The 11,597-nt window shown below is 48.4% G+C and carries 13 protein-coding genes; 5 read left to right on the top strand and 8 right to left on the bottom strand.

The genetic code is table 11. The features are described from left to right. Positions 1-3: 3 nt before the first annotated feature. The 3 genes from ACZ5ZZ_RS16240 to ACZ5ZZ_RS16230 all read right to left on the bottom strand — a co-directional run bounded on the left by ACZ5ZZ_RS16240 (position 4) and on the right by ACZ5ZZ_RS16230 (position 1,405). The gene (locus ACZ5ZZ_RS16240) at positions 4-441 is read right to left on the bottom strand and encodes a hypothetical protein (RefSeq protein WP_464140365.1); all 438 of its coding nucleotides are present in this window, start codon (positions 439-441) and stop codon (positions 4-6) included. A 251-nt stretch (positions 442-692) separates the two neighbouring features. Then, entirely contained in the window at positions 693-854 is a 162-nt protein-coding gene (locus ACZ5ZZ_RS16235) for a hypothetical protein (protein ID WP_464140363.1), read from the bottom strand. Then, complete coding sequence (locus ACZ5ZZ_RS16230) at positions 851-1,405, bottom strand: recombinase family protein (protein WP_464140361.1); 555 nt, start codon at positions 1,403-1,405, stop codon at positions 851-853. Before ACZ5ZZ_RS16230 ends, ACZ5ZZ_RS16235 begins: the two co-directional genes overlap by 4 nt. A gap of 78 nt (positions 1,406-1,483) precedes the next feature. Between ACZ5ZZ_RS16230 and ACZ5ZZ_RS16225 the strand changes: the two genes are divergently transcribed. Together ACZ5ZZ_RS16225 and ACZ5ZZ_RS16220 are read left to right on the top strand one after the other, a co-directional pair. Next, a complete protein-coding gene (locus tag ACZ5ZZ_RS16225; RefSeq protein WP_464140359.1) occupies positions 1,484-1,720 on the top strand; it encodes a GIY-YIG nuclease family protein in 237 nt (78 codons plus the stop codon). A gap of 114 nt (positions 1,721-1,834) precedes the next feature. Further along, positions 1,835-2,449 (top strand): DUF938 domain-containing protein, encoded by a 615-nt coding sequence (locus ACZ5ZZ_RS16220; RefSeq protein ID WP_464140357.1) that lies wholly within the window; start codon positions 1,835-1,837, stop codon positions 2,447-2,449. Between the two features lie 27 nt (positions 2,450-2,476). Here ACZ5ZZ_RS16220 and ACZ5ZZ_RS16215 read toward each other — a convergent pair whose 3' ends face one another. Further along, the gene (locus tag ACZ5ZZ_RS16215; protein ID WP_464140354.1) at positions 2,477-3,019 is read right to left on the bottom strand and encodes a flavin reductase family protein; all 543 of its coding nucleotides are present in this window, start codon (positions 3,017-3,019) and stop codon (positions 2,477-2,479) included. Positions 3,020-3,131: 112 nt separating this feature from the next. Here ACZ5ZZ_RS16215 and ACZ5ZZ_RS16210 point away from each other — a divergent pair, with 112 nt between their 5' ends. Next, positions 3,132-3,332 carry a tautomerase family protein gene (locus ACZ5ZZ_RS16210; protein ID WP_011165999.1) on the top strand — a complete coding sequence of 67 codons (201 nt, stop codon included), beginning with the start codon at positions 3,132-3,134 and terminating at the stop codon, positions 3,330-3,332. Positions 3,333-3,337: 5 nt separating this feature from the next. Here the strand turns inward: ACZ5ZZ_RS16210 and ACZ5ZZ_RS16205 are convergent, their stop codons facing one another. Beyond that, positions 3,338-4,024: a pirin family protein gene (locus tag ACZ5ZZ_RS16205; protein ID WP_464140352.1), complete on the bottom strand. Its 687-nt coding sequence runs from the start codon at positions 4,022-4,024 to the stop codon at positions 3,338-3,340. Between the two features lie 175 nt (positions 4,025-4,199). Between ACZ5ZZ_RS16205 and ACZ5ZZ_RS16200 the strand changes: the two genes are divergently transcribed. Both ACZ5ZZ_RS16200 and ACZ5ZZ_RS16195 read left to right on the top strand, forming a co-directional pair. Next, positions 4,200-4,520: a winged helix-turn-helix transcriptional regulator gene (locus ACZ5ZZ_RS16200; RefSeq protein ID WP_464140350.1), complete on the top strand. Its 321-nt coding sequence runs from the start codon at positions 4,200-4,202 to the stop codon at positions 4,518-4,520. Positions 4,521-4,746: 226 nt separating this feature from the next. Next, a complete protein-coding gene (locus ACZ5ZZ_RS16195) occupies positions 4,747-5,748 on the top strand; it encodes a PAS domain-containing protein (RefSeq protein ID WP_464140348.1) in 1,002 nt (333 codons plus the stop codon). Between the two features lie 63 nt (positions 5,749-5,811). On the opposite strand, the gene ACZ5ZZ_RS16190 is transcribed toward ACZ5ZZ_RS16195, so the two are convergent. The 3 genes from ACZ5ZZ_RS16190 to ACZ5ZZ_RS16180 all read right to left on the bottom strand — a co-directional run bounded on the left by ACZ5ZZ_RS16190 (position 5,812) and on the right by ACZ5ZZ_RS16180 (position 11,496). Further along, positions 5,812-8,721: an RCC1 domain-containing protein gene (locus ACZ5ZZ_RS16190; protein ID WP_464140346.1), complete on the bottom strand. Its 2,910-nt coding sequence runs from the start codon at positions 8,719-8,721 to the stop codon at positions 5,812-5,814. A 139-nt stretch (positions 8,722-8,860) separates the two neighbouring features. Beyond that, the gene (locus ACZ5ZZ_RS16185; RefSeq protein ID WP_464140344.1) at positions 8,861-10,126 is read right to left on the bottom strand and encodes a DEAD/DEAH box helicase; all 1,266 of its coding nucleotides are present in this window, start codon (positions 10,124-10,126) and stop codon (positions 8,861-8,863) included. Between the two features lie 80 nt (positions 10,127-10,206). Then, on the bottom strand, positions 10,207-11,496 hold the full coding sequence (locus tag ACZ5ZZ_RS16180) for a DUF1554 domain-containing protein (RefSeq protein ID WP_464140342.1): 1,290 nt from the start codon (positions 11,494-11,496) through the stop codon (positions 10,207-10,209). Between the last annotated feature and the right edge of the window lie 101 nt (positions 11,497-11,597).

The following is an 11,597-nucleotide window of genomic DNA, read 5'->3' as shown; positions in this document are numbered from 1 at the left end:
GAATCACTCTACGAGTGATTCAAGATCGTGAAGATGGTAATAGGTTTCACCATTGTCGAAGCTTAAGATGTTACCTTCCTCCTCTTCTTGGGAAATCCACTCGTCACGAGCGATTCTCCAAGAAGTTGGGTCTTGGGATTTAAGAACTTCAACAGTGTCCACAGTAATCCAACCAACTGTCACTTCTTCGGGATAGCATTGACGTACAGACTCTTCAAAAGCTTCATCAATATCGACTGACGTAAGCTCTGCTTGAAGAATGTGCTTGATGACCCATTCATTTCCCCATTCAACACCAATGCCGTCAAGGTGGCGCATAAGATCGTCGCTGTGGCATTGAGGGCATACGCCTTTTGGAGCTTTAATGTAACAGCCGTAGCAGAATGGAGTTGTGCGTTCGTAAGCAAGTTGTTCAAGTTTTTGTTGGATTTCAGATTTCATAAAGTCTCCTCGTTTCGATTTTGTTTTCCCCGTTGGGGCCTTTTTGCCCTAAGCTGGAAGGCCCAATGGAAGAAAAAGTGCGGTGGCCGAGAAGACCGTGTTCCGACCCTTGGGGCATACGAGTGACAGCCTTCGGCTGGCGCGAAGTTGCGGAGGAACACAATAGGGATTCGACAGACACAAACGTCACAAGCGAAATGGCATTGGAGACTGTTCCAGAAAACCAACACTGAACTCTTGTGACTGTAAAACTATTTGCTAGGCATTCTCATAGCCTTTGGCCACTTGGATGCCTTCGATTCCTGAATGAGCTGAAACTGCGCCTTGCGAACTTGGTTGATGACTGCTGGAAGATTGCCACTAGCAACGGCGGCAAAAGCCAATACGACTGCGATTTTGATTAGACTGTTCATTTAGTCCTCCGACTATTTTGTTGGTTGGATTGGTTAAGCTTAATGATTCTTCTGACCACGCATGGACTCCATGACTTGCCAGTTCGACTAGGAATTTTTTGGCGATTCAATTCCTTTGCAATGGCATTCCCTGAAAGCCCTGATTGGTGAAGCTTCATAATTTTTCTGACAATAATTTGTTCTTTTGGATCAATGATAAGTTGGCCATCAAGGTAGGCATAACCGTATGGCGTATGACCACCGCGCTTAGTATGTAGTCGATCTATGTGGATTGCATTTCCATTGAGAGGATTTCTCAACGCCATTCCGCTCTTTTTTAAAGTTTCACGCACAGTGGATTTTGGAATGCCTGTTCGTTCTTCTATATCTCGAATAGAGAGTCCACTCTCGTAAAGAGGAGCGCATTCTTCGTAAATTCGAGAGGGTGTTCGTGGAAAAAGCTCAATGAAATCGTGTGAATAGAATGGTTCGTTTGTCGTTACCTCACGACCACCATCCTTCGCCAAGGCTACGGCTGGCACAGCCGGAGACTTAGGAAGGATGTCCGCCATAGCTTTAGCGACGGCGGACCGTCACTCCGAGTTTAATAGGTACTTCGCAAGGAATCGGCCTTGCATAGCAGAAGACCTATGTACGTCTATAGATTAAAAAGCGAAAAGTTTCCTGATCAAGTTTATGTTGGAATCACTTCTGATATTCAGCGCCGTTTGCAATCCCACAACAACGGGCAATCGCCTCATACGAGTAAATATAAACCATGGAAGATTCAGTGCTTTGTTTGGTTTGAAGACCGGGACAAAGCATATGCTTTTGAAAAGTATCTGAAATCCGGCTCTGGTCGTGCTTTTAGTTCAAGGCATTTTTGAGAAGCCATCGACAAGAGATGGTGTAAAAACACCCTTTCATCTTTACTAATAGAAAGATTGAAAAAAGAGGTAATATGTCTCAAATTCGCTAGCTGAAATGCCAAAGGAAATCCCATGGAACTACCATTCTCCGCCGCCGCTGACCGCAACAAAGATCCTATCCTGGAAGTTCTTAAGAAAGTCCTTCGCCCCGAAGATCGCAACTTGCTTGAAGTTGGTGCGGGCACGGGCCAACACGCGGTTTATTTGGCACCCTTCTTCCCTAAGATGGAATGGACCCCCACCGAAGTGGCCGACAATCTGCCGATGCTTCGTGAGCGTATCAAGCAAAGCGGGATTCGGAACATCAAAACCCCGTTCCGTATGGTTGTCGGGGAAGACGACTTTCCAATTCGCACGTTCGATGTGATTCTGACGATCAATACCTTCCATATTATGTCTTGGAAAGAGTGTAAGACCTTTATCAAACTGATCGCGGGCCGCTTGGAAGAAGGGGGGAAGGTTCTGATCTACGGGCCATTTAATTACAACGGCAAGTTTACAGCCCCCAGCAATGAAGAGTTTGATAAATCCTTGCGTGAAAAAGACCCGCAAAGTGGCATCCGTAACTTCGAAGATGTCCTGGCGGCGATGTTTAAGAACGGTTTTGAGTTTATAAAAGACTACGAAATGCCAGCGAACAACCGCATGCTGCTGTTCCGCAAACTTAAATTCGTCAGAAAGAAGTGAGTCCTTAACAGATCAGGGTGGTCATTTTCAAAAAATGCCCACAAGCTTCGAGCGCATCTGTTTCTTTCGATCAAACTTTCTGCCATCGACTATAAAAGTGCCATCCCCCACGGCATGAAGGGTGCGCTGTTCTTTTCGTGAGGTATCAAAGTAAGCAGCCACCCCTTCAAGCACCACAATGTCGTGCTTTTTGATGATATCGACGACCTTACATTCAATGTTCGCAACGCATTCTTTGATAAGGGGCGCTTTGACATACTTTCCCTTTGCGGGCGTAAATCCAAATTGATCAAACTTGTTGGTGTCCTTGCCAGAACAAGTGCCGACGCCAACCACTTTATCCAGTAGATCAATAGTTGGGATGGCAATAACACACTCGCGATTCTTCGCTAGTGCCTTGTAAGAAAAGTTCCAGGGACCGGTGGTCATGGCAAATTTAGGTGTAAAGTCCACCATCATCGTCCATGAAACAGTCATGATGTTGTTGCTGTCGCCGTCACTTGTGGTAATTAAAGTCACGGGGCCTGGTTCAATAAGAGTAAATGCTTTGCGAAGATCCATTTTCTTCATAGCAGAATCAGACGCCCCGCCAAATTGAGCGTCAAGATTTGACCTGTTGTTTTTAAACAAAGCACAATAGAGTTCTACAGATATAGACCTTCAGATATTAGCCGGGGGATCCATGCCTTACGTTAACGTTCAGATTACCAAGGGCGCTACCAAAGAACAAAAAGCGCAAATCATCGCCGATATCACCCAGTCTCTGGTGAAAGTCCTGGGCAAAAAGCCAGAGCACACCCATATCGTCATTCAGGAAATCGCGGACGAGGATTGGGGTTTTGAAGGGCTGCCCACGGATGAATGGAAGAAGAAGCAGAAGTAACTTTATTATTTGCTCTGAAGAATCAGAATGGCTTGCCCAGAGCCGTTGATGGCAAGCTTTCCACTTTGCACAAGCAGGCCATCGCCGTCCTTTAGTGCTTTACCATTCCAGGAAAGATTTCCAATAGAAACTGCATAGGCGAATTTGTCTTCAGGGACTTCAAATGCTTGTTCTTCTCCTTCAATTTTTGCAGCGTACAACCACACATCCTGTCTGATGATCAATGGCGCCGAGCTTGGCCCCGCCAACAAGTTGAATCCTTGTTGATCTAATCCGGCTTGCTGTACCACCGGTGTTCCTGATTTCGCATTGGGATGGATCCAGATCTGAAGCAGGCGTAAAGGTTCGTTACTTAAATTTCCTTCCGCATGAAAGATCCCATCGCGAGCGCTCATCAGTTGTAAATGTTCTGCTGGAACTTCCTGATTCGTCCCTTTATTGTCCAGATGCTGAAGTTTTCCGTGCACCACCCAGGTCAGGATCTCCATATCGTTGTGGGGATGATCGGGGAAGCGGGATTTGGGTTGGATTTTCGCGTCTGCCAATACCAATAGATTTTTAAGTTGTTCCCCGCGACCGGAATAGGGCCCCACCGTCGAGATAAAGTGATCTTTCAAAGACAGCCAGCCCAAGTTCATTTCTGGCAATTGAGAATATGGCCTTATCTGAAATTCGGATATTTTTGAATGCATAGAAATGTCTCCTAATATCACAAAGTGAAACAAAGCCAAGGCAAGAAGGGCACTAATGCCGGTCAGGGCGACGAATCTTTTTTTCATTCTTTATGGCACCTTATGGTATTCTGGATCGGATAGTATATTTAGTAAAGTAGGGTTATTTTTGAAACTAGTTAGCTGGAGTGAACTAATGGCAAAAAGTAAATCATTGGAAGTTTGCCCTGTGTACAAAACGGCGATGATTCTGGATGGGAAGTGGACCATTCTCATTTTTAGAGACCTGCTAGCAAAGAAAGTCGTGCGGTTTAATGAACTTCGCAGATCGCTGGGGTCTATCAGCCCCAAAACTTTGACCGAGCGCTTGACGGATCTTGAGGAGCAAGGACTTATCATCCGAAAGATTTATGCGGAGGTCCCGCCCCGAGTTGAATACTCTCTGACGGAAAAGGGGAAGGGCCTTTCGGTCGTTTTTGATTCGATGGAAAAGTTCGGGGAAAAGTGGCTGAGGTAGGCAGCGAATGCGCAAACCGGGCGCTGAAAAGTGCGCCGACAGCGGCGGAACTGACGGCCCTTCATAATATTTTGAACTATTCACTTTTGGGCTTAGCCACATTCTGGGGTGAAGTCGGCAGGGCTGATGACTAGTTTATTCACCTCAGGCTTTTCTAAATCGAGTATGTTTGCATCTGGGACGAGCAACTTGAATGATCCACCCAGGTTAGGTATGATCCGGGGTATTGGTTGCGAGGCTGCATTTGGATCTGCGTGAAAAGATAAAATCATCAGAGTATTTTAGTTTCTGGAAGCTTCAGAACAAACTTACCCTGGGATCATTAGTTGCCATTTTGTTCTTGTCGGCTCTTTTTGTTATCGGAAGTTTGGCCCTTCCCGAAATCAGCACCATTCAAATAGTTGCCTTTATCGTCATGATCCCAGCTTTGGCTTGCTTTGGGATCGCCACCTGTCACTTATCCAATCTTGAATCCGCGAAAACTCAGAAAGAATACGAAAGACTGCTGGCGCGCCTGGCGGAAACCGAGGATTCACAGATCACCCTGGATCGCTTTTTTTCGATTGCCAGCGATCTGATGGCTGTCGCCGGGAAAGACGGTCATCTTAAGAAAGTCAGCAAGTCCCTTGTGAACACCTTGGGATACAGTGAAGCGGTTTTGTTAAGCACACCTTTCTTTGAATTTATTCATCCAGAAGACAAGGAAGCCACCCGGGAAAACATTAAAACCCTGAATCTGGGCGTCCGCACGGTTGGATTTGAAAACCGCTACCGTGCCGCAGATGGCAGTTACCGAACCTTAAGCTGGAGTGCCGCCGCAGATACGGAGCTTGGAGTCAGGTTCGCTTCTGCCAGGGATGTGACGGAGGAACGGAATTTTAGAAACCGTATCCAGCAGATTCTGGATGCTTCACCGTTTTTGTTAGTGGTGAAAGATAACAATGGCATGATCACAAGCTGCAACACGTCCTTTGCCAGCGCCGTGGGGGTTCGCAGAGACTTGTTGATTGGTCAAAACTCCCGGAACTTTATGGCTCCGGAATCTGTCACTTCAATCCTTGAAAAAGAGCAAGAAGTGCATAGAACTCTGAAATCCATGACTTTCGAGGAAGTTCTTGTGATCCGGGGAGTCGCGGTGAAACACCAGTCCACAATCTTCCCGATTCTGGACCAGCAGGGACTGGTGATCTCATTAGGAAAAGTGTCCCTAAGTGTTATGCCACTCTAAGCCGGTGGCAGAGATCAATAAGCTTAATGAATTTTTTGCTACAATTGAATCTGACAGGAAGCACTAATCATCTCGTAGCACATAGACAGGTGCTCGGGCAGAAGCCTGGATGTAACCATCTCCCATTTGTGAATAAACGTTTCCGCCCCAGCACTTCAAATTTCCTGAAGTGGTGACGGCACAGCTGTGCCCTTTTTGTACAGAGGCGTTCACGAAGCGTTCGGAAGGCATTAATTCGGTCGGGTTGGTCTGATAGCTTGAAAAGGTAGATCCAGCATCCAAGACACCTTTGCCGATATCATGATAGTAGCTGTAGCCCCAACAGATAAGTTTTTGGCTTGTGCTTATTGCGCAGAAGTTGTTCGTTCCACCATAGATCTTTGTAAAAGCCTCGGTGCTGTTGATAAGAGTGGGAACTGTGCTGGCCGTTGTTGTTCCATTGCCGTGTTCATACTGGCTGTTTTGTCCCCAGCATTCGATGCGTTTATCAGATTTGCGAATGGCACAGGCATTTTGTATGGTAATCGCAACTTGATCATATTGTGTACTCCAGCCCGGTACGGTCGGAATCGACTTATCCGCAGTATCAGCCCCCAGCCCCAGGGCTCCCGAGTTTCCACCCCAGCAACGAATTGTATCATCGGTCTTCTCACCACAGGTAGAGGCGAATGAAGCCGTCAGAAACTTAAACTTATCGGTGCCACTGACTTTTGTGGGAATTAGCCTTTCTGTGAAGTCCCCTGTACCGAGTTGACCCCAAACGTTCAATCCCCAGCAATACACATCTTGATTCGTCGAAAGAGCGCAGACACTGCGTCGGTGAGCAACAATCGTCGTGAATTTTTCACTGGTAAGGGCGGCTGTCGGAATCAGGCGCAGGTCTTTGGTGCCATCGCCTATCTGACCTTCTAAGTTACGCCCCCAGCAGTAGGCGGTCCCGTCAGAAGAAAGTCCACAATGGAAAGACTCTCCACTGGTAAGTTCTTTGAACTTCAAAGGGGAAACTATCGGGAAGAAGGTCGGGCGCCAATGTTGGGAGCCAGTTCCAATACGGCCGCGGTCATTCGGACCCGAGCAAAGAGCGTTGTCATTGTTGTCAATTGCGCAGGTGGAAAACCCGCCGACAGTGACTTTCTTCAGCGAGGGCAAAAGAATATTCGGGGTGATCAATATTTGATCTCCGGATCGCGCTTGTCCGGTTTGTCCGTTGCTGTAATTTCCTGAGCATAAAAGTTCCTGCTCGGTACTGACCCCGCACCCGTGACCGATTCCGAAATCGTATTTTACAAATTGATGATCCCCAAGCATCCGTGTGGGTGTTGAGTGATAAACCCCACTCCCAGTACCAAGATCCGCAAAACCATTGTCCCCCATGCAATACAATGCGTGGTCGTTCATATTGCGTGCGCAAAGATGATTTCGTCCGGCGAAAACTTTGTCATAAAAGGTGCCTGCATGAATTTTAGTTGCCGACGTACTTTGTAAGTTGGCGTCAGTGGCATCTGAAGGATTTTCGTGGAAGTAAAGACCCCAGCAGTAAAGTTCATTGTCGATGGAAATTGCACAGCTAAAATCAGCTCCGCTGGCGATCTCTTTGAAGCTGGTGCCCGGCAGTACATAGTTCGGGGTGCTTTGTGCTGTGGTGTTCCCGGTCCCAAGCTGACCGTAGTTATTCGCACCCCAGCAAAGAATTTTATTGTTGGAATCTATTCCACAGGCATGTTTGTCGCCTACTTTGATTTTTTTAAACTGGATCGTGGCATCATAGAGTGTTGGGGCACCCAGGGATACGGCTGCGGTCTGAGAGGCAATATTGTTGGTATTGTTACCCCAGCAATAAAGAAGATTTGTCCCTTGTTCGATGGCGCAGTTCGTTTGAGTGCCAGCGTCGATCTCGGTGAACTGAAGTCCACCTTGAACCAGTGTGGGAGTCTGGCAGTCATTGGGGTTGGCACCTGTTCCACAGGCGGGATTATTGGTCACTCCAAAACACATGGCCTGGCCATCGGTTCTGATTGCACAACTATGATCATAGCCACCAGCGATATCGATAAAGCGTAGGTTAGAATCCACCTCGCGCGGACTGTTGGCATCGCTAGAAGTTCCCAGGAAGTCCTTGGTGCTGGCCCCGAAGCAGTAAAGTCGGTTGTTGGTATCGAGGGCACAAGTGTGATTAAGAGAAGCTTCGACATCCACATAGCGCCGCTGTTCAGCTCTGTTGGAAAGAATATATCGAGCCGAGCCGACCCGACCGACCGAGATGTTTTTCAAACTGCTTCCGGTGATATTGAAAAAAAGCTGATGGTCCTTTTCAAGAGGACCAAACTGGGGATGTCCTTCAGAAACTAAGGGAACAGTGACGTTATGAACGGTTTGATTGGCCGGGAAAAGAATTTCCAAAGGGGGCATGATTTTATTGTGGGCTGTTTTGTCTGATCCGTAGAAGTTGAATGAGACGGGCACGTCATACGGTTTCGCAGTGTCGATTTTTAAAGTGATCGTGATCTGGCTGGTTGTTTTCGACAACTTTTGATCAAAATTCATTAGCTCTATGATGGCCGGGGAGGTGTCTCGCACAAACACTTTTGAAACAGCTTTTGACCCATCGATCAGATTGTCCTGAACTGGGGCTACACATAGCTGATAGCTTTGATCTGTGGTATGGCTGAGGGTGCTTGTTGAAGAGACCTCGACGGCGCTGGAATATGCTGAAAGATCAGAGCAGTCCAGTGGCAATGGTCCGAATTGGAAAGCATAGTGAGTGTACTGAGAGCTTGTTACTTGCAAGATGGATGAGCTATCTATGGTAGCTTGCGCGGGAACTCCTGAGACAACGAACGAGGGTTCGGTTGTGCCATCATTAATCTGTGATCCAATTTGAGCCACAATGGAAGCATCCAAAGAGCAGCCCAGGTTGCCCAGTACCAAATAAAATAAAGAGGCCCAGAGGACGACGGTTCTGAAAAGTTCCACAAGAAACTCTTCGGGAGAGCGAATCTTGATCTAAAGTAAAATGTGTTTTACACTAAAAAATGTGTTTCGCTGTTGCGAGCCTCAAGAGGAGGTCTTTCCTGTATTGCAGGACGGCCATAATTTAGACCGCCCGATCGGACTACTTCGCTGCCGGACGCTGGAAACCCAGCTTTTTCTTCGGCTTTTTGAACGGATTTATTTTAGCAGGTGCCTTTGTCGCGGCCGGTTTTTTTACAGCAACCGCTTTGGCTTTAGCGCGAGGGTGAGAATTGTACTTTGAAGAATCAATCTCTCTTTTCCCGCCACGGCCTTCCAGTTTGTTGATCAGAAGCTCGTCACGTTCAGTGACAAGATTGATGACGGTCCCTTTGCGCCCCGCACGCGCGGTACGGCCGGCACGGTGAAGATAATTTTCCATTTGTCTGGGCAGGTGGAAGTTTATGACCCGGTCGACATTCTGAATATCCAAGCCACGGCCTGCCAGATCAGTAGCCACCAGAAGTTTGATCTTGCCGTCGGCGAACTTTTTAAGATTCGCCCGGCGATCATTCTTTTCCATTTCGCCGCGATAGACAGCCACTTCGTGCCCCTTTGCTTCGAGATCTTTTGCAAGTTTGTCGCATTGTTCGCGTGTGTTGGTGAAAAGAATGGTTCCGCCGTCGACTTTTTGGGCTAAAAGTTTATCCAGGTGGGCCCAGCGATCACCATCTTTCACGATCAGGTTTTTGGTGGTCAGGCTTTTGACGACCTTGCCACTGCCAGAACTGCGAATGACTTCGGCGTCAGCAAAAAGATCATTGATCAGATCCTGCACGGAGGGGGAAATCGTGGCCGAGAAAAGCGCCAACTGGACATCCTTCGGGCAAGAGTAATAAACCTTGTTGGAATCCGCCAAAAAGCCCTGATCCATCATCTGATCGGCTTCGTCAAAGACCAGCATACGCACGTCTTTAAGATCAATCTTATCCATGTCCATCAACTGCGCCAGACGCCCAGGGGTCGCCAGAAGAATTTCAAACATGCCGGAAGTGTTTCTTCGGGCTTGTTCCATGGCCATGCCACCCAGTGCGGGACGCACTCTTAAACGAGTGTCGTGGGTCAGAGTTTTAAATACCTTTGAAACCTGCTCACCCAATTCGCGTGTTGGCACCATGACGATGGCGCGTGGAGAAGATTCGGCTGTGACAGGCTGGTCGCTGTCCTCTAGTGATTTCAGTAGATGCAGCATAGGAAGAGCGTAAGCCAGTGTTTTACCGCTTCCTGTCTCAGAAACACCGACAACGGACTGGCCGCTCATAAGCAGTGGCAGGGTGTTGCTCTGGATCTCCGTGGGTTTGGTGATGTGTTTTGCAGTCAGGGTTTTGATTAGGGAAGGTAAAAGGCCGAAATTTGCGAAGTTATTCATGGGGCCGACCCTAACACGGATGGCCCCGGGATTCGATCAGGAAAAAGGCCTCAAGGGCCTTCTTGGAAAATTTATCGGGCTTATTGCTCGGCACAGAGCAGGTGCTGGCTCTGATTGCAGGCACTCACGCCGCTGGAAATCGCTGTGCCCGAGCTTAAAGAGGTGCCTGTTCCGACACGTCCATTGCCGTCAGCCTGCTGATAGGTCCAATTAATACAGTTATCAGTCGTGTACGGGATCCAGCCAGTGGTTAAGCCCGTCCAAGTGTCGGTGGTGGGCAGGAACTCTTCCAGCTCTCCGCTGAAAACGCCGTGTTCGTTGGTTTTACCATAGTGATAAGTTTTATCTTCATTCACGTAGATCGTATTTGGTAAAAGCACCCAGTTGACGGCTTCAGACATGCCGGTGGCACTGTCGCAGTCATGGCTTGAACAAGGCCCACGAAGGATCGCCGGGGTCGGGCTGAAGTCACCCGGATCCCGGGCGCCGATCACGGCTTTATAAGTCCCGCTCAGCCCTTTGGCTGTCGCGTCTGTCGCGCAGGCAGAATCAAAACCCGAAAGTCCCGCATTGCCCTGACGGGTCGTCACAGACCGGAAAAGAATCTTCTGCGTTCCTGCGGGTGGGGCTTGGCGGGTCTGTACACAGTAAACGGGGTGCTTGGCCGAACACGCCAGCAAATTGGCGTCGTGATCATAGTACAGAGGTCCACCTTGGTATTGGGTCCAACCCAGATCCACAAGCTCCTCTTTGATAGAGGACTTGCCGTAAGAACCCATGGTGGCGCTGGTATTGTCAAAGTCGGAGGTGGTCCAATTGGAACAAGTCATGTCCGAGGCAGTCCAGTCATTCTTGAATCCTGTCCAAACATATTTGGTGGCCGCCGTGATGGTGTTTGTCAGGGGAGTGTCTGGGAAGTCGAATTTGACTCCTTCAGCGGGAACATCGACCGCGGTGCCGATGACGGTGGTCAGATCTTCGCGGCGATACTCTTTGTTTTTGCGCAGAATCCAGTCTGATCCCAAGGGGCGACGGTTCGTTGTGAAGATCAGGGCTTTGAAAACACCCGGAAGCCCTTTGGCCACTCGTTCGGTTTCGCAAAGGGCGTCGAAGGAGGCCAATCCAGAACCGGTACCCGAGGAGGCTCCTGAGCCATTCACCTCTGTGGTGGTCACAAAAATAATGCGGAAGTTTTCTTGGGTGGTGATGGGAGTGACACCACCATTATCACCTCCACCGCCCCCTGTGTCGCCGTCCCCCGTGCTGGGAAGTTCTTCTTCGGGCTCTTTCTTGGCTTCACAGGCTGTCAGGGAGCCGACAGTGGTCGTTGTCATAATGAATGCGAGAAAAATATATAGAAATTTGTTCATTTTTTGATGCTCGCAAAATCTTGTGATGAACTGAAGGGGTTTGCTGAATGTTGAATCGTTCCGGTAGCACGTCGGGTCGTGCGACTTGGACCTATGTCCTG

It is taken from the genome of Bdellovibrio sp. HM001 (genome assembly GCF_055397275.1).
The sequence above is the reverse complement of the archived record's forward strand: the minus strand, read 5'-3'. Positions and strand labels throughout refer to the sequence as shown.

What these genes read in the sequence shown, in the direction of transcription:
- ACZ5ZZ_RS16240 (WP_464140365.1), bottom strand. Translation starts at nt 441, where the DNA reads ATGAAATCTGAAATCCAACAAAAACTTGAACAACTTGCTTACGAACGC.
- ACZ5ZZ_RS16230 (WP_464140361.1), bottom strand. Translation starts at nt 1,405, where the DNA reads ATGGCGGACATCCTTCCTAAGTCTCCGGCTGTGCCAGCCGTAGCCTTG.
- ACZ5ZZ_RS16180 (WP_464140342.1), bottom strand. Translation starts at nt 11,496, where the DNA reads ATGAACAAATTTCTATATATTTTTCTCGCATTCATTATGACAACGACC.
- ACZ5ZZ_RS16185 (WP_464140344.1), bottom strand. Translation starts at nt 10,126, where the DNA reads ATGAATAACTTCGCAAATTTCGGCCTTTTACCTTCCCTAATCAAAACC.
- ACZ5ZZ_RS16225 (WP_464140359.1), top strand. Translation starts at nt 1,484, where the DNA reads ATGTACGTCTATAGATTAAAAAGCGAAAAGTTTCCTGATCAAGTTTAT.
- ACZ5ZZ_RS16200 (WP_464140350.1), top strand. Translation starts at nt 4,200, where the DNA reads ATGGCAAAAAGTAAATCATTGGAAGTTTGCCCTGTGTACAAAACGGCG.
- ACZ5ZZ_RS16210 (WP_011165999.1), top strand. Translation starts at nt 3,132, where the DNA reads ATGCCTTACGTTAACGTTCAGATTACCAAGGGCGCTACCAAAGAACAA.
- ACZ5ZZ_RS16215 (WP_464140354.1), bottom strand. Translation starts at nt 3,019, where the DNA reads ATGAAGAAAATGGATCTTCGCAAAGCATTTACTCTTATTGAACCAGGC.
- ACZ5ZZ_RS16205 (WP_464140352.1), bottom strand. Translation starts at nt 4,024, where the DNA reads ATGCATTCAAAAATATCCGAATTTCAGATAAGGCCATATTCTCAATTG.
- ACZ5ZZ_RS16235 (WP_464140363.1), bottom strand. Translation starts at nt 854, where the DNA reads ATGAACAGTCTAATCAAAATCGCAGTCGTATTGGCTTTTGCCGCCGTT.
- ACZ5ZZ_RS16220 (WP_464140357.1), top strand. Translation starts at nt 1,835, where the DNA reads ATGGAACTACCATTCTCCGCCGCCGCTGACCGCAACAAAGATCCTATC.